At 42.3% G+C, this 16,588-nt stretch carries 23 protein-coding genes; 3 read left to right on the top strand and 20 right to left on the bottom strand.

Going from position 1 to position 16,588, the window contains the following annotated elements:
• Window positions 1-114 precede the first annotated feature (114 nt).
• The 3 genes from dnaG to rpsU all read right to left on the bottom strand — a co-directional run bounded on the left by dnaG (window position 115) and on the right by rpsU (window position 2,597).
• Window positions 115-1,839, bottom strand: a complete 1,725-nt coding sequence (gene dnaG / locus KFB94_06805; GenBank protein QVL45003.1) for a DNA primase — start codon at window positions 1,837-1,839, stop codon at window positions 115-117.
• Between the two features lie 84 nt (window positions 1,840-1,923).
• On the bottom strand, window positions 1,924-2,367 hold the full coding sequence (locus KFB94_06800) for a GatB/YqeY domain-containing protein (GenBank protein QVL45002.1): 444 nt from the start codon (window positions 2,365-2,367) through the stop codon (window positions 1,924-1,926).
• Window positions 2,368-2,384: 17 nt separating this feature from the next.
• A complete protein-coding gene (gene rpsU / locus KFB94_06795) occupies window positions 2,385-2,597 on the bottom strand; it encodes a 30S ribosomal protein S21 (GenBank protein ID QVL45001.1) in 213 nt (70 codons plus the stop codon).
• A 120-nt stretch (window positions 2,598-2,717) separates the two neighbouring features.
• Here rpsU and tsaD point away from each other — a divergent pair, with 120 nt between their 5' ends.
• Entirely contained in the window at window positions 2,718-3,740 is a 1,023-nt protein-coding gene (gene tsaD / locus KFB94_06790) for a tRNA (adenosine(37)-N6)-threonylcarbamoyltransferase complex transferase subunit TsaD (protein ID QVL45000.1), read from the top strand.
• Window positions 3,741-3,753: 13 nt separating this feature from the next.
• Here the strand turns inward: tsaD and plsY are convergent, their stop codons facing one another.
• Window positions 3,754-4,377: a glycerol-3-phosphate 1-O-acyltransferase PlsY gene (gene plsY, locus KFB94_06785; protein ID QVL44999.1), complete on the bottom strand. Its 624-nt coding sequence runs from the start codon at window positions 4,375-4,377 to the stop codon at window positions 3,754-3,756.
• A 114-nt stretch (window positions 4,378-4,491) separates the two neighbouring features.
• Between plsY and folB the strand changes: the two genes are divergently transcribed.
• Together folB and KFB94_06775 are read left to right on the top strand one after the other, a co-directional pair.
• A complete protein-coding gene (folB, locus tag KFB94_06780) occupies window positions 4,492-4,845 on the top strand; it encodes a dihydroneopterin aldolase (GenBank protein ID QVL44998.1) in 354 nt (117 codons plus the stop codon).
• Window positions 4,842-5,111: a DUF2007 domain-containing protein gene (locus tag KFB94_06775; GenBank protein ID QVL44997.1), complete on the top strand. Its 270-nt coding sequence runs from the start codon at window positions 4,842-4,844 to the stop codon at window positions 5,109-5,111. Before folB ends, KFB94_06775 begins: the two co-directional genes overlap by 4 nt.
• Here the strand turns inward: KFB94_06775 and xerD are convergent.
• The 16 genes from xerD to ruvB all read right to left on the bottom strand — a co-directional run bounded on the left by xerD (window position 5,074) and on the right by ruvB (window position 16,551).
• The gene (gene xerD / locus KFB94_06770) at window positions 5,074-5,979 is read right to left on the bottom strand and encodes a site-specific tyrosine recombinase XerD (protein QVL44996.1); all 906 of its coding nucleotides are present in this window, start codon (window positions 5,977-5,979) and stop codon (window positions 5,074-5,076) included. The genes KFB94_06775 and xerD overlap by 38 nt on opposite strands.
• The gene (locus tag KFB94_06765; protein QVL44995.1) at window positions 5,976-6,461 is read right to left on the bottom strand and encodes a methylated-DNA--[protein]-cysteine S-methyltransferase; all 486 of its coding nucleotides are present in this window, start codon (window positions 6,459-6,461) and stop codon (window positions 5,976-5,978) included. Before KFB94_06765 ends, xerD begins: the two co-directional genes overlap by 4 nt.
• A 101-nt stretch (window positions 6,462-6,562) precedes the next feature.
• The gene (gene rplS, locus KFB94_06760) at window positions 6,563-6,940 is read right to left on the bottom strand and encodes a 50S ribosomal protein L19 (GenBank protein ID QVL46602.1); all 378 of its coding nucleotides are present in this window, start codon (window positions 6,938-6,940) and stop codon (window positions 6,563-6,565) included.
• A gap of 34 nt (window positions 6,941-6,974) precedes the next feature.
• Window positions 6,975-7,727 carry a tRNA (guanosine(37)-N1)-methyltransferase TrmD gene (gene trmD / locus KFB94_06755; protein QVL44994.1) on the bottom strand — a complete coding sequence of 251 codons (753 nt, stop codon included), beginning with the start codon at window positions 7,725-7,727 and terminating at the stop codon, window positions 6,975-6,977.
• A gap of 26 nt (window positions 7,728-7,753) precedes the next feature.
• Complete coding sequence (gene rimM / locus KFB94_06750) at window positions 7,754-8,266, bottom strand: ribosome maturation factor RimM (protein QVL44993.1); 513 nt, start codon at window positions 8,264-8,266, stop codon at window positions 7,754-7,756.
• 16 nt (window positions 8,267-8,282) lie between these two features.
• The gene (gene rpsP, locus KFB94_06745) at window positions 8,283-8,768 is read right to left on the bottom strand and encodes a 30S ribosomal protein S16 (GenBank protein ID QVL44992.1); all 486 of its coding nucleotides are present in this window, start codon (window positions 8,766-8,768) and stop codon (window positions 8,283-8,285) included.
• A 140-nt stretch (window positions 8,769-8,908) separates the two neighbouring features.
• The gene (gene queC / locus KFB94_06740; GenBank protein QVL44991.1) at window positions 8,909-9,583 is read right to left on the bottom strand and encodes a 7-cyano-7-deazaguanine synthase QueC; all 675 of its coding nucleotides are present in this window, start codon (window positions 9,581-9,583) and stop codon (window positions 8,909-8,911) included.
• A 33-nt stretch (window positions 9,584-9,616) separates the two neighbouring features.
• Entirely contained in the window at window positions 9,617-10,255 is a 639-nt protein-coding gene (gene queE / locus KFB94_06735; GenBank protein QVL44990.1) for a 7-carboxy-7-deazaguanine synthase QueE, read from the bottom strand.
• 86 nt (window positions 10,256-10,341) lie between these two features.
• Window positions 10,342-11,148 (bottom strand): tol-pal system protein YbgF, encoded by an 807-nt coding sequence (gene ybgF, locus KFB94_06730; GenBank protein ID QVL44989.1) that lies wholly within the window; start codon window positions 11,146-11,148, stop codon window positions 10,342-10,344.
• Window positions 11,149-11,159: 11 nt separating this feature from the next.
• Entirely contained in the window at window positions 11,160-11,714 is a 555-nt protein-coding gene (gene pal, locus KFB94_06725; protein ID QVL44988.1) for a peptidoglycan-associated lipoprotein Pal, read from the bottom strand.
• 64 nt (window positions 11,715-11,778) lie between these two features.
• Window positions 11,779-13,056: a Tol-Pal system protein TolB gene (gene tolB, locus KFB94_06720; GenBank protein QVL44987.1), complete on the bottom strand. Its 1,278-nt coding sequence runs from the start codon at window positions 13,054-13,056 to the stop codon at window positions 11,779-11,781.
• Between the two features lie 95 nt (window positions 13,057-13,151).
• Window positions 13,152-13,982, bottom strand: coding sequence for a cell envelope integrity protein TolA (tolA, locus tag KFB94_06715; protein QVL44986.1), 831 nt, complete (start codon window positions 13,980-13,982; stop codon window positions 13,152-13,154).
• 12 nt (window positions 13,983-13,994) lie between these two features.
• Window positions 13,995-14,384, bottom strand: a complete 390-nt coding sequence (locus KFB94_06710; GenBank protein ID QVL44985.1) for a biopolymer transporter ExbD — start codon at window positions 14,382-14,384, stop codon at window positions 13,995-13,997.
• A gap of 29 nt (window positions 14,385-14,413) precedes the next feature.
• Window positions 14,414-15,094 carry a protein TolQ gene (tolQ, locus tag KFB94_06705; GenBank protein ID QVL44984.1) on the bottom strand — a complete coding sequence of 227 codons (681 nt, stop codon included), beginning with the start codon at window positions 15,092-15,094 and terminating at the stop codon, window positions 14,414-14,416.
• The gene (gene ybgC, locus KFB94_06700) at window positions 15,091-15,501 is read right to left on the bottom strand and encodes a tol-pal system-associated acyl-CoA thioesterase (GenBank protein QVL44983.1); all 411 of its coding nucleotides are present in this window, start codon (window positions 15,499-15,501) and stop codon (window positions 15,091-15,093) included. The genes tolQ and ybgC overlap by 4 nt, the downstream gene beginning before the upstream one ends.
• Before the next feature lie 6 nt (window positions 15,502-15,507).
• Entirely contained in the window at window positions 15,508-16,551 is a 1,044-nt protein-coding gene (ruvB, locus tag KFB94_06695) for a Holliday junction branch migration DNA helicase RuvB (GenBank protein QVL44982.1), read from the bottom strand.
• Window positions 16,552-16,588: the final 37 nt, after the last annotated feature.

Raw genomic sequence — 16,588 nt, 5'->3', positions numbered from 1 at the left:
TTTCGGGTAACCGCGGATTATACATGATTTTAACTTCTATTAACATGCAAAAACAGATAAAAACACAGCAATCTCATTACCTCTTTTATTGATCATTTTAAACAGGTTATTGTTTTATTTCACTCCCAGCTTTTTCAACAACTCACGCTCTTCTAGTGTCAATGCGCTAACTGGCTTTTCTTTAATCTGGTTCAATAATTGCGTCTCTTTTATTTGCTGCATCTCCCCTGAAAGCTGGGCACGCACACCATTAAATTCAAGAGCAAAATCCACATTTTCTTCTAACAAATGCAACTCTCTTTCAATTTCTGTCTGTAGCTTTATATCAACGTTCTTAATCGCATGCAGAAGCGCGGCGGGCTTAAAGCTCGGATTCGCTAAACAAACATACAATACTTCTCTTAAAAAAGTATCCTCTATCATGCCACTTTGAGCTAAGGTCAAATCTTGACTGACCACCAAGTCTGGTCGCATGAGCGCCATTAGAATAAATCGTTTTTTTAAGGATACTGGCAACCTTGATTGTCTTTGCATTCCCTTTTTGGGTGCCATAACTGGCTTAGGAAGTTTTAAGTGTCTTTGCATTTCCTCTTCTGTTAGCCGCGCCAATTCAGCAATTTTTTTACGCAGCATTAAAGCAAGCATGGGCGCTTTAATTTGCCCCAGAATTGGCTCAGCGTCTTTTAACAACCTTATTCTATCTTCATCGGAATGCAAAGGATTATGCTCACTCAAATGTTGCACAATATATTGTGAGAGAGGCATCGCATTTTGAATTTCAGCTTCAAATTTTTCCTTACCAAATTCACGCACATAAGAATCAGGGTCATGTGCATTTGGTAGAAACATAAAGCGAAGCTTTAAACCGTCTGTCAATGCTGGCAATGCATTCATCGCGGCTCGCCAAGCTGCTGTGCGCCCCGCATGATCGCCATCAAAGCTAAATACAATTTCATCTGTCTGACGCATCAATTTAGTAATATGAAATGGCGTCGTTGCCGTTCCCAAAGCAGCAACCGCATAATCAATACCATACTGCGCGAGTGCTACGACATCCATGTAACCTTCCACCACTAACGCGCGACCAGCATCTCGAATCGCACGTCGTGCTACGAATAAACCATATAATTCATGCCCTTTTTGAAAAACTGGCGTTTCGGGAGAGTTGTAATATTTTGGTGTATCTTCAGGGTTGATGACGCGCCCACCAAAGCCAATCACTTCACCCTTTTGATTATGAATTGGAAACATAATGCGATCACGAAAACGGTCATAGCGTTTCCCTTGCTCATTTTCTACTACCAACCCGGCAGTGGCTAATACTTCGTTGTCATATTGTGGGAAAACGCTTTGTAGATTTTGCCAGCCTGCCGGCGCATAACCCACCTGAAATTTAGCCGCTACTTGACCACTCAAACCACGTCCTTTTAAATACGCAATCGCACGCTGTGATTTTTTAAGTTCCGCCTTATAATAAATAGCCGCTTGTTGCAAAGCATCTTGTAAGCCTACCACTCTTTGTTGTCTTGGCTTATCTGGATCATGTGCTTGTTGCGGCACTATCATGCCCACTTGCTTGGCTAAATCATGAATCGCTTCCACAAAACTTAAACCGTTATATTCCATTAAAAAAGTAATCGCTGTACCATGCGCGCCACAACCAAAACAATGGTAAAACTGCTTGGTAGGACTGACTGTAAAACTTGGCGATTTTTCATTATGGAAAGGACAGCATGCTGAGTAATTTGCACCTGCTTTTTTAAGTGGAACGCTTTTATCCACAACATCGACCACATCGACGCGATTGAGTAGCTCTTGGATAAACTGTTCAGGAATCATAGTCTGAAATATTATGGTGTTGTATGATAATAGCGTAAATAAAAAAAAGGAGCTATTCGCTCCTCTTTTACTTTTGATTGCCCACTAGGCCAATCGAGATTTAATCAAGCCAGATATCTTACCCATATCGGCTTTACCAGCAACTAACGGCTTAATTGCTGCCATTACTTTGCCCATATCTTTCATATCAACCGCTGCTGTGTCTGCAACCACTTGCTCTAGCAGTACAACCACTTCATCATCAGTTAATTGCTTAGGCAAATAGGTTTGTAATACCACCACTTCTGCTTTTTCAATATCGGCCAAATCAGCCCGATTGGCGGACTCATAAGCAGTGATAGAATCTCTACGTTGTTTGAGCATTTTTTCTATCACAGCAATTACGTCGGCGTCGTTTAGCTCAATTCTTTCATCAACTTCACGCTGTTTTATTGCTGCTTGTAACAATCGGATTGTGCCTAAACGCGTGCTATCTTTAGCGCGCATTGCAGTCTTCATGTCCTCAGTTATCTGAGTCTTTAATGTCATCAGTAAGCGCGAATGAACTAATAAAGTTTTGTTGGCAATTGTTGATTACGTAAACGACGATATTGACGTTTAACGGCAGCAGCCGCTTTACGCTTACGCTCCCATGTTGGCTTTTCATAATACTCACGCGCACGCAAGTCATTAATCAAACCAGTTTTCTCAATCAAGCGTTTGAAGCGGCGTAGCGCAACATCAAACGGCTCATTCTCTTTAACGCGAATTGAAGACATTAAATCACCATTCCTTAAAAATTCTTTATCAAAAATCAACACTACATTGATGTAGCGTCGAAAACCGCGTATTCTAACGCGTTAATTCAGTTTAAGCAAATTTTATATGGCAATATTCGCATGTTAGTTTTAGGTATAGAGTCGTCCTGCGATGAAACCGGCATCGCTCTCTATGATACTGAGCAAGGTCTATTAGCAGATGCATTACATTCGCAGGTGGCAATGCATGCTGACTTTGGCGGCGTGGTGCCAGAATTAGCTTCGCGTGATCATATACAACGCGCATTACCGCTTACGCAGCAAGTGCTAGAAAGCGCCAACAAAACTTTACAAGACATTGATGGCATTGCTTATACGCAAGGACCGGGTCTATCGGGCGCGTTACTCGTCGGAACTAGTATCGCACAATCACTTGCGTTTGCGCTTAATGTGCCAAGTATCGGCGTCCATCATCTCGAAGGGCATTTATTAGCGCCTTTGTTGGAAGATAACCCGCCACAATTTCCATTCGTCGCACTACTTGTTTCAGGTGGACATAGTCAATTAATGCGCGTTGATGGCATTGGCCAATATCAACTATTAGGCGATACTTTAGATGATGCTGCAGGTGAGGCTTTTGATAAAACAGCCAAGCTACTCGGACTCGGGTATCCAGGAGGTCCGGCATTGGCAACAATTGCTTTGCAGGGCAAACCTCGATTTACTCTACCAAGACCCATGTTGCACAGCAAAGATTTAAATTTTAGCTTTAGTGGATTAAAAACTGCTGTTCTCACTTTGGTTAGTAAGCATCAGCCACTAGATAAACAAGCGCAAGCCGACGTTGCTTGGGAGTTTCAAGAAGCGGTGACTGAAATATTAACCACAAAATGCATGACGGCTTTACGTGAAACTGGCCTAGATAATTTGATTGTATCCGGTGGCGTTGGCGCAAATACGCGATTGCGTGAGCGCTTAAATAAAGCAACAAGCCGTAAAATGTGCACAGTGAGCTATCCACGCTTAGCATTTTGTACAGACAATGGCGCTATGATTGCGTTTGCTGGTGCCCAAAGATTAAAAGCAATGCAACACAACGTGCAAAAAGACTATAGCTTTGGCGTGCGTCCGAGATGGGATTTAGCTGAACTAATGGCGCCGTAAAGGATAAAAAAGGTTACTTTTTCTTTTTAAAGCCATCTTCCGTACCATTTAACAGTTTTTTAATATTGCCTCTGTGTCGCCAAATTAATAAACCTGACAACACTAATAACATAAAAAAGAAATCTTTATATGGTCGCAAATAATAATAAGAATGAATGGGCACAAATAAAGCCGCGACAATACTGGCTAATGAGGCATAGCGACTAAATGCAAACACAATCACCCATGTTACTAATGCTGCCAAGCCTAACAGCGGCGAAATAGCAATCATCATGCCCAATGCAGTCGCAACACCTTTTCCACCTTTGAATTTAAAATAAATCGGGTATAAGTGTCCTAAAAATACCGCAATACCCACCCAGCTGACTACCCACATCAACTGATTTGATTGCAACGCCAACCACACAGGTAACCACCCCTTAAACGCATCACCAAGCAACGTTAACAAGGCAGCCGATTTTTTACCACTGCGTAATACATTGGTTGCTCCTGGGTTTCCACTGCCTACGGTTCTTGGATCATCTAGGCCAAACAATTTACTGACTAAAATTCCAAACGAAATTGAACCCAACAAGTAAGCGCCCACTATCCAAAGCACTGGCATCAAGGTAACAGGAATAAAACCAAACTGATTCATAGTAGACCTTTTAAACTATCTTTTAAATTGGATGATTAGTGTTTAGAAACAATATGCACTAAAATCTAATCATTGCATTTTAAACCATAGCCCAATCGTTAGGCATCAAATTTTATGGATACGATATTTTTAGAACAAGTCGCAGTAGAAACTATACTTGGCGTTCCTGAATGGGAACGTTTGCAACCGCAAACCATTATGCTAGACATTGAAATTGGCTACGACTTAACTAAATCATGTCAAAGCGACGCGATTGAAGATACCATTGACTATGGCATGGTTGTGAAGCGTATTCGTGAAACATTAAAAGAAAATCGTTTTAAACTCGTTGAAGCGTTGGCTGAACATCTTTGTCAATTAATTTTGCAAGAGTTTAAAGCCGAAAGTGTAAAAGTTAAAGTGGCAAAACCAAATATATTGGCTGGATTAAAAGCACTAGGCGTCATGATTGAGAGAGTTAAAAAGTGATTATTATTTATCACGCAGCCAATAGCCTTGATGCCCATATGATTAAAAGCTTGCTAGCGCAATCCAATATTCGTGCATTTATTCAAGGCGAGTATTTACAAGGCGGCATGGGTGAACTACCTGCCGCCGATTTGGTAACAGTTAGCGTTGATGATGAGAATTATATTGAGGCTAGACAGATTGTTATTGAATGGGAAGCCGCAACAATTATCGCCGAAGCGCCAAGCACTAACCTCTTGGGTGGTGTGCTGAATGCAGACTCTTAAGTCGCTCTCTGGCGACATGGGTATAAATCTGGGTCGTTGAAATATCCGAGTGACCTAACAACATCTGCACAACACGCAAATCAGCACCATGATTCAGTAAATGCGTAGCAAATGCATGACGTAAGACATGCGGCGACATTGGTTTATTAATCCCAGCTTGTAATGCATAACGTTTGATTAAGTACCAAAAAGCTTGCCGCGTCATTGCAGTAGCTCGGTTAGTAACAAACAAACTATCACTCATTCTCTTTTGTAAAATTGCTGGACGCGCTAATTTTAGATATTGGACTATCCAATCAGCCGCCTCCTCACCCATTGGAACTAAGCGGGTTTTACTACCTTTGCCAGTGACACGCACTACGCCATCTTGCGTGCTGACTTCATTCACCTTAATAGTCACCAATTCAGAAACACGCAGGCCACTTGCATATAATAATTCTAGCATCGCCCTATCTCGTAAGCCAATGTGCTGATTAATATCTGGAGCATTCAATAAGTCTTCTACTTCTTGCTCATTTAAACTTTTAGGTAAACTACGTGGCAGTTTTGGTGATTCAATTTGCAAGCTAGGATCTATTTGAATTAAGTTCTCTCGCAAGCAATAGCGATAGAAGCGACGCATACTCGCAATTAACCGACCAATACTGCGCGGTTTACTCAGTGGAAATTTGATTGCCAAATACTGCTGAATATGCGCCTGATTGGCCTGCAGTAAATCAGCTTGTTGCTGCTGCAGCCAATGGGCAAACTGTGTTAAATCAGCGCGATAACTTTCTAGTGTATTTTTCGACAAACCATCCTCCAACCACAGATGGTCAATAAAAGCATCCAGTTGCTGTATATTCGGTAATGCACTTGAAACAATCAAAGATTGACCCCTTCATGTTTAAGGAGCGCAGTTTTAATCAGCCTTCCTTGTGGGTGACCGCGCATAAAACCACCCAAACCATCTTTGGCAACCACACGGTGGCATGGGATTAGCAATGGCAAATGATTAGCACCACAGGCATTTGCAACAGCACGTGCGCCAGAACCAAGTTGATGAGCAAGGGTTTGATAGCTCCTCACCTGGCCAACTGGAATTTCACAAATAGATTGCCAAACGAGTTGTTGGTAAGGTGTACCGTTCAGCGTTAATGGTAAATTAAATACATAAGTAGCATTATTGAAATAAGCATTGATTTGTTCCGCAATCAGTTTAACCAATGGATGCACTACTGATTTAGCTGGGTATTGCCCACGCAATAATTCAGTCGAGACTTGACCTTGATGAATAGCGACACCAACAGCGCCAAAAGGGGCTTCTATGACAGCGTCGAACTGCAGTGGACGGTGGTAAGTAAGTTGCATGATTTAATTAGACTGGAAATAACTAAGCTTCGCAACTAGATAAACAACAAAAAAGCCTCAAAACTTCACTTAGTTTTGAGGCTTTTGATTGATATCAAGCATTAATCTGCTGATGATTCTGTTGCTATTTCTCTATCTCTTAATACCAATTTTTCTTTAATACGCGCAGAACGACCTGAACGCTCACGCAAATAATACAGTTTTGCACGACGAACATCACCACGACGTTTCACCTCAATGCTTGCAATTAAAGGTGAATACATTTGGAATGTACGCTCAACGCCTTCGCCTGAAGAAATTTTACGCACGATAAATGATGAGTTAAGACCACGGTTACGTTTTGCAATCACAACGCCCTCAAAAGCCTGTACACGCTTACGCGTACCCTCAACCACGTTAACACCAACAACCAATGTATCGCCTGGTGCAAATGCAGGAATATTTTTGCCTAAACGGGCAATTTCTTCCTCTTCTAACATTTTAATAATATCTGCCACTGTGTGCTCCTTTTAGTTATGAAGATGCTTGTTCCTGCTCTATTTCTATGAGCAGCCGAGCTTCTTCTTTCGTCAACGACCTTGCGGCCAATAAATCTGGGCGTTTTGCCCTTGTTAGCGCCAGCGATTGCTTCAATCGCCATTGCCTAATCTTTTCATGATTACCTGACAGCAACACCTCAGGCACCTGTTTATCTTTATACACCTCTGGCCTAGTGTAATGCTGACAGTCAAGCAAACCATTCACAAACGAGTCTTGCTCTGCCGATGCTGCATCGCCCAACACGCCTGGTAGTAAACGAATGATCGCATCCATCAACACCATGGCTGGCAACTCTCCGCCACTTAACACATAATCACCAATGGATATTTCTTCATCAACATGCGCATCTAACAAACGCTGATCAATACCCTCATAACGACTTGTTAACAAGAGCAAGCTTGGTAGCTGACTCAGTTCTAACACCTTTTGGTGCGTTAAAGCTTTTCCACTAGGTGACAAGTGAACTACTTTAGTCTGCAAACCTTGATCACTCTGCTTCTGTTTCACCGCCATAATAGCTTTTTCTAGCGGCTCTGCTAGCATGACCATACCAGGGCCGCCGCCATAAGGCCTATCATCAACTGTTTTATGATTATCCGTTGTAAAATCCCTTGGATTCCAGCACCTCAAATCAACAATCTTGTTCTCAAAAGCACGTGCAGTTACGCCATGCTTAGTAATTGCTTCAAACGTCTCTGGAAATAGAGTAATGACATCAAATATCATTTTGTTAACTCGATTAACTGAAACAGTTAATAGTCTTCACCCCAGTCAACCAGCATAGTTTGCTGTTCGATATCCACTTTAATAACCGTGTGTTCTGCAAACGGGATTAATCTTTGCGTTTCCCCTTGAACAACGATGACATCATTAGCACCAGTTTCAAACACATCAACAATCTTACCAAATGCAATGCCTTGCTGATTAGTTACTGCCAACCCAATCAGATCGGACCAATAAAACTCATCTTCATCATTTAGCGCTGGCAAAGCATCTCTAGTCACTGCAATTTGCATGCCTTTGCAAGCAAATGCTGTATCTCTATCATTAACACCTTCAAGCTTGACCACCAACACATCATTATGCACTTTGCCAGACATGAGTTTCATGCGCTTCCAATCACCATCCTTGCCTACTTGCCAAGTTTGATAGTCCAACAAACCGTCTAATGCTTCCGTGTCAGGCAATACTTTAACCCAGCCTTGCACACCATATGGGGCGACAATGCGCCCCATGATAACCAAGCTATCTGCTCCCGTTTTCATTGAAAACGGCTAAGCCTTATTCAGCTTTTGGCTCTTCTGTTGCTTCAGCAGCCGCTTCTTGTGCTGGCGCTTCTTCAACAGCAACTTCCGCTACAGCTTCTTTTTCTGCAGCAGCTTTAGCATCGGCTTCTGCCTTCGCTTCAGCTTCTGCGGCATCTGCAGCAGCTTTCGCTTTAGCAGCTTCTGCTGCCGCTACTTTTGCTTTTGCAGCATCAGCTTTCGCTTCATCTTTTGCTTTTGATTTTGCCATGCCTTCAGGACCAGTTGCATATAACTTTACCAAACGCTTAACAGTGTCAGAAAGCTGAGCACCAACGCCAGTCCAATAATTGACGCGATCTTGGTCAACGCGCAACGCTTCTGCCGCACCGCTTGCAGATGGATTATAAAAACCAACGCGCTCGATAAAACGACCATCACGACGATTACGAGAATCAGCCACAACTAAATTGAAAAATGGGGTCTTTTTAGATCCACCACGTGATAAACGAATAACAACCATATATATTCTCTTATTAAATAATTTTCTGCAGAAAGGCGCGGATTATACGTCACTTTAATTCAGATAGCAAAGAATAATTAATACAAAGCTTGCAGAAAACCTTGTTTTATATTACCGAAAACCAGCGCCTTAATCTAAGCCTAGCCTCTATAAGCTGTTGGATCGATAATGCCTGCTTTAACAAAACCTTCTTTTCTTAAGCGACAAGAGTCACAAACACCACAAGCACGTCCATTTGCATCTGCTTGATAACAAGAAACCGTTGCGCTGTAATCCACACCTAACAATGTCCCTTGCGCAATAATTTCAGCCTTAGTCATGTCAATCAACGGCGCGTGTACCTTTATTTGCTGTCCTTCAACGGCGCTTTTGGTAGCCAAATTAGCCATTTGCTGGAAAGCTTTTACATACTCCTCACGACAATCTGGATAACCAGAATAATCTAATGCATTAACACCAATAAAAATATCTTGCGCACCCAGCACTTCAGCCCAAGCCAAACTCAACGATAGCATAATGGTGTTACGTGCAGGTACATACGTTACAGGAATACCTTCCGATGCATGCTCTGGCACATCAATTTTATTATCGGTGAGCGCCGAACCTCCAAATAAACTCAAATCAAGCTGCGCCGTCTTATGCTCCTGCGCACCTAAACTGATAGCAACTTTTTTAGCCGCATACAGTTCGGCAATATGACGCTGATGATAATCTAGACTTAAGCAATAGCATTCAAAACCTTGTGATTTTGCAATCGCTAGGCAAGTTGCAGAGTCTAATCCACCCGATAGTAGCACCACTGCTTTTTTATTCATGGCTACACACCTTACCGTACAACAATAGTTGTATTAAACACCGGGCTTTTCTCCCCACAAAATTTTGTGAAGTTGCATCTGCATCCGCACCGGCAGCTGGTCCGCTAATACCCATTCAGCCAAGTCGGTTGGATTTAGCTCACTAAAACTAGGTGAAAACAAAATAGGGCATTTATCTACCAAATTTAATTCAAGCATTTTTTGTTTTGCCCAGTCATAATCATCACGGTCGCATAAGACAAATTTAATTTCATCTTTTGCTTTAATCACATCTAAATTACGCCAAAGCATATTTTTGTCTTCGAGAGAGCGTGGCGTCTTTATATCTAAAATAACAGAAACCCTCGGATCGACAGGCGCAATATCCATGGCACCACCCGTTTCTAGCGAAACATCAAAACCTGCATCGCACAAGCTGCTCAACAAAAGATAACTCTCTTTTTGTGCCAATGGCTCTCCACCAGTGACCGTGACATATTTCGTACCAAAAGACTGCACTCGATTTAAGATCGCCTCAATCTCCATATTATTGCCACCAGAAAAAGCATACGCCGTATCGCAATAACTACATCGCATTGGGCAACCTGTTAGCCGCACAAAAACGGTAGGCAGTCCAATGCGCGAACTTTCACCTTGTAATGAATAAAATATTTCGTAAACTTTTAACGACATGCAAATAGTTTCATCTTTAAATTAATGCCTAAAAAAAACGCCAACAGCAAAGTTGGCGTTATTTTAAAGCAAAACAGCTTAACTCACTATTGCGCATCCGCTTTAATCGACTCTAATACTTTCAAACGCGCCTGTGCGTTTGGTGTCACAGCAGCAGTTGGGTATTTTGCAATTAAATCACGCAATGCTTTTTTGGCATTATTGATTTGCCCTAGCTGTATCTGACTGTTGGCAATACTGTACATTGCATTAGGCGCTTTTGCACTATTAGGATAAATCGATAGCAACTTTTGTTGACTTGCCATTGAAGCTTGATAATTTTTTAATGCAAATTGAGAATACCCCAAGCCATAAAGTGCATCAGGCGTGTATTTACTATCTGGATATTGCGTAATAAATACATTAAAGGCCTCATATGCTTCCTTGTGCTTATTTTCTTGACTTAAGTTATAAGCATGCTTGTAGGCTTTATAAATTTCAGCATCAGCATTAACTGCCAGCCCTGAAACATCAGCATCTTCATCAAGGCTTGCTAGAGGTGCACCGCTCTCTAATTTACGAATACGCGCATCCGTGTCAGCATACAAATCTTTTTGCCGCCGCTCTGCCATTGCTACTGCATGATTGGCAACTTCTAATGCGCCTCTTAGCTCCGCAATCTCCTGCTTTAGCAGTTCGATTTCACTTTGCAAATCCAGCATCCCTTGACTGTATACACCCATGCGCTTATTTAAATCTTCAATCTCAACAACTTGCGTCTGGTGATTGGCCAAAGATTTAACCTCAACCTCTAAGATTTTTTTTCGCGCCTCAGTATCGTCAAAGAGTGCAGCTTGCGCATTAACAATCAATGCGCATAAGCTGATTGCAAGACTTGCTTGCAGTTTATCCATCGCTTAGCCCGTTATTCGTTTGGATAAACGATTTCTACACGGCGATCAGCTTGATAACAAGCTTCATCACTACAAGCTGGATTTGCGTTCTCTTCACCATAGCTAACTGTTTCAATTTGACTGTCTGACACGCCCAACAGATTCAGTGCCGCTTTAACAGAAACTGAACGACGTTGACCTAAGGCCAAGTTGTATTCACGTGTGCCGCGCTCATCCGCATTACCTTGCAGCGTTACTTTTGCATTAGTGTTTGCCTGCAAATATTTAGCATGCGCCTCGATATTTGGACGGAACTCTGCACGTATTGCATCACTGTCAAAATCAAAGTAAATGTTCCGCTGCGATAGAATATTGTTTGGGTCATTTAATTCATTAGTACTGGCATCAGCACTTGCACTGTCAATCACAGCACCTTGCACATCAGCACTGTCACTTGTAGATGTTGATGCACTATTATCTTCCACAGCTGCATCATCTTTCATTGGTGTACTTTTACAGGCCACCAAAAACATTGGTATCGCAAGTGCCATCAATAATTTAGTGTGAATTTTTGTTACGTTTTTCATACGTTTCTCCTTTTACGTTACGGTTTTTCTATACAGATTATATTGCAGTTACTTAATTAAAAAATTATTTGAGCATTGGTCCCCATGCTGGCTCACGAACATCTCCGCTGGCTTCACTTAGACTTTGACGTACTTTACCATCAAATGAGACAGATGACAAAGAACCCTTAGCTCCAACTTTTATTGCATATAGTATAACGCGTCCGTTAGGTGAGAAACTAGGCGATTCATCGAGGCGCCCATCACTCAGTAATTGCACCTGTCCATTCGTTAAATCTTGCATCGCAACCCTAAAGCGCCCACCATCATTACGGATATAAAGAAGCTTACTTCCATCTGGTGCAAAACGCGGGCTAACATTATAAGCACCCTCAAAAGTCACACGTGTAACTTCACTGCCACCATTGGCACTCGTTTTGTATATTTGCGGTTTCCCACCGCGATCTGAAGTAAAGTAAATCCACTTGCCATCGGGCGAAAATACTGGTTCAGTATCGATGCCACGACTTTTAGTTATTTTTTGTAGATCTCCTCCGCTCGCATTAATCGTATAGATTTGCGAGTTAGCGCCATAAGTTAACACTATCGCTAATTTCTTACCATCTGGCGACCATGCAGGCGCACTATTATTTCCCTTGTAATTAGCCACAATTTTACGCTCACCAGTTGCTAAGGTGTGTACAAAAACAATCGGCTTCTTTTTCTCAAAAGATACATAAGCCATTTTCGACCCATCTGGTGACCATGCAGGAGAAATAACAGGCTCATTTGAGTTGACTAATGCCTGTGCGTTGTGGCCATCTGAATCGGCTACATATAAAAAATGTCGCTCACCTAACTTCTTAACATACGCTATTCGACTAGCAAAGGCACCAGGATGACCTGTTAATTTCTCATAAATGACATCTGCTATTTTGTGCGCAGTCATACGCGCATATTTAGCCTGAAGCTGAAAGTCCATATCAACTAGTGGTTGTTGTTTTAGCACATCTGCTAACTGAAATGAAACATTTAAACGCCCATCAGGCAGGGTGACGATACTGCCCACCACAATGGCTTGCGCTTGCAACGCCGCCCATTCTGGATATTTAATTTGCGCGACATTAATGGGCAAATTTGGCATACCATTGATGTTAAGCGGCCTAAACAAGCCACTCCGATACAAATCATCACTAATAATTTTAGCCATGTCGTCTTTCATGCCTTTGCTATTACCAAAGGGCACAACTGCAATTGGTGTTTGTTGCGCACCGCCACCCGTGATTTCGATATCTAGTGCAGCTTGGGCTGTCAAACAGCAAAAGGCTATAACAACAAAAGTGATCAATCTAGTTATATACATAAATGTCACTATCTATTCCAAAGTTAAATAAACTGATTTTATCAAGGTAAACGCCTATCATTGTAATGAAGCTGTTGCATCTTTCAAGCACGTATTTATTGCAGTATAGCATTGGGTTTAAACTTTAAATTTAAGTTTCTAAACTGACTAAAGGCGTCAGGATCTGTTGGCAGCGGAAACGGCTCTGATGCGATGATTGCACGTTCAACTGCACTATCGCATGCCGCGTTACCGCTTGATTTTGTTAACACAGGTTGACTTATAAACTCGCCATTAGGCATTAAACTAACTTTAAAAGTCAATTCAAGATTCCCCTCTCCACATAGTGATCGATTCACATTACCCCGTATTTTAGCTTGAATCTTAGCCATGTATTCATTGACTACCCCCTGATTAGCAGCCAAGGTTGGCTTGCTGACCTCACCTCGCATTTCAGCTTGTAATTGTTTAAATGCGACATCATTTTCTATTTGGTTTGTATCGGTTTCTTTTAAGACCTCTTTTTGCAACGCTGCAATTTGATGTTTTCGCTCTGCTTCTTCTGTTTTCTTTTGTTCTGCCAGCTTTTCTGCCTCTTTCTTTTTCTTCTCTAAAGCAATATCCACTTCTGGCTTAGACTCCTCAACTTTAGGTTCTTCAATTGTTGATTTGACTACTTTCGGTGAATCAACTGGCTTTGGCTCAGGCTTTGGCTCCGGTTTGGGTTTGGGTTCAGGTTTTGGTATAGGTTTTGGCGACTCCTTTGGCTTTGGTGTATTACTAATATTGGGCAATGCATCCCACAGCTCTACCTCACTTACCGCCACAACAATGTGCGCTGCTTTCCAATTAAATGAAGAGATTAAAGCACCCAACAAAACGATATGCACCAGCATGGCGAGCAAGCCAGACTTCCAAGCAATTGAGGCTTCGTGAGTTCTAAACATAAGTCATCAATATTAGCGCGAGGTTAACAACAAGCCTACCTTTTGAATATTCGCTTGCTTCAGCAAATCCATCACTTTTACCATATCACCATATTCAGTTTTTTCGTCTGCTGCTACTACAACTGACCGCGACTCTTCATCAAGTTGAGATTTCACCTGAGCCAGCATTTGATCGAGAGGTAATGCCTTCCCATCTATTTCTGTATCGCCATTTTTTTTAACTGTAACCACTATTGGCGCCGCCATTTGTTGCAAACTTTGTCCAACAGAGGGCAAGTCCACGACTCCTGGATTAGTCATTGGCGCGGTCACCATAAAAATAACCAGCAAGACCAATGTCACATCAATATAAGGCACAACATTAATTTGGTTCATCATGCGGCGTTTACGTGCTCTTGCCATTTAATACTCCTTTTGCCCAAGAACAGTCACTAAGCGCGACGTTGCAAAATATTGGTAAACTCTTCGATAAAACTTTCATAACGCACTGCAAGCCTATCAACACTGGCTGCGTAACGGTTGTAAGCGATTACAGCAGGAATAGCGGCAAATAAGCCAATAGCCGTTGCAATGAGCGCTTCTGCAATACCAGGCGCAACTTGGCTCAATGTCGCTTGCGCCACATTAGATAAACCACGGAATGAATTCATAATGCCCCAAACAGTACCAAACAAACCGATATACGGGCTAACCGATGCAACAGAAGCAAGGAAAGGCAAGTGCGCATCCAAATTATCCATTTCACGGTTAAAGGTGGCACGCATTGCGCGTCTTGCACCTTCTACAATGTCAGCTGACTCTTGGTCGCCATCATTTTGGTGTTTTCTAAACTCGTCGTAACCAGCTTCAAATATATTGGCCATCCCTTGTAACTTACCCCGTCGTTTACTGGCAGTCACCGCATCATAGAACTTATCTAAATTACCGCCCATCCAAAAAGTAGATTCAAAATCATCAGCGTCTCTTTGCGCGTCTTTAATCGTGAACAGTTTCAAAAAAATATACCACCACGATAACAGAGAGGTGACTAACAAAATAAGCATCACAATTTGTACGGGCAAACTAGCACCCGTGATTAAAGTGATTAATGACATGTCATTGACTGCATTCATATTGACTCCATGCTACGTTTTATTGAGGCGGGAATTCCCGTTGGTTTGTAAGTTGTGGCGTTCACACAGGCAATCTTAACCTGTGCTTGTATGATGGTTTCTTGTTCTCTTAAAATGATTTGGCTGCATTCAAAGCTGCTTAATTTTAAATACGTTAATTGTGTATCAACGGCTAGCAAGTCATCAAACCGTGCTGACCTTTTAAATTGGATTTGCAAGCTATGTACGACAAATAATATATCTAAAGAGGCTCTTAATGCTGCTTGTTCAAAACCTAATGAACGCAACCATTCTGTACGAGCACGCTCCATAAAGTTCAAATATTGGCTGTGATACACCACGCCGCCTGCATCGGTATCTTCATAATAAACGCGAATAGGCCAATGAAAGACTGGTGAATTAATCATACACAATCATGATGTCTGCTGCCAAAGCTCGCCATTTACCAAATGGCTTGGCACAGCCAACCCAAAATGCTGATAGGCCAAACTGGTTGCCACTCGGCCACGCGGTGTACGCATTAAATAGCCTTGCTGAATCAAATAAGGCTCTAATACATCTTCAATCGTATCGCGCTCTTCCCCGATGGCTGCCGCTAAATTATCCAAACCAACCGGCCCGCCACCAAACTTTTCTAATACCGCTTGCAATAGCTTTCTATCCATTACATCAAAACCTAACTGATCAACATCGAGCATTTGCAAAGCAGCATCTGCGATTTCTGCACTAACCACGCCATCTGATTTTACTTGGGCATAATCTCGCACACGTCTTAGCAAGCGATTGGCAATCCGCGGCGTTCCTCTTGAGCGCTTGGCAATTTCTGCCGCACCTGTATCGGTCATTGTCAACTCTAACAAGCCTGCGCTACGCGAAACAATCCGCCCCAATTCCTCTATCGAATAAAATTCTAAACGCGAAACAATACCAAATCGATCGCGTAAGGGATTTGTCAACATACCAGCGCGCGTTGTTGCGCCAACTAGCGTAAATGGCGCCAAATCTAAACGCACAGATCGCGCAGCTGGCCCCTCACCAATCATAATATCAAGTCGATAATCTTCCATTGCTGGATATAAAATCTCCTCCACCACTGGAGATAAGCGATGAATTTCATCAATAAACAAAATGTCATTGGGCTCTAAATTGGTGAGCAATGCCGCCAAATCACCCGCGCGCTCTAAGACTGGGCCTGAAGTTTGCCGCAAATTAACGCCCATTTCTCGCGCAATAATGTGTGCCAGCGTGGTTTTTCCCAACCCTGGCGGACCAAACAACAACACATGATCTAACGCTTCACTTCTGCCACGTGCTGCATCAATAAAAATAGCCAATTGGCCGCGCGCTTTTTCTTGCCCAACATATTCGTCTAATACTTTAGGCCGTAAAGCGCGCTCTACCGCTTCCTCTTGAGGACTTTCTGCTGCTGGTGCTATTAAACGCTCAGTTTCAATCATGGAATCTCAATTATCTTGGCCTGTGGTGTGAACTTTG

It is taken from the genome of Methylophilaceae bacterium (genome assembly GCA_018398995.1).
GTDB lineage: Bacteria > Pseudomonadota > Gammaproteobacteria > Burkholderiales > Methylophilaceae.
The sequence above is the reverse complement of the archived record's forward strand: the minus strand, read 5'-3'. Positions and strand labels throughout refer to the sequence as shown.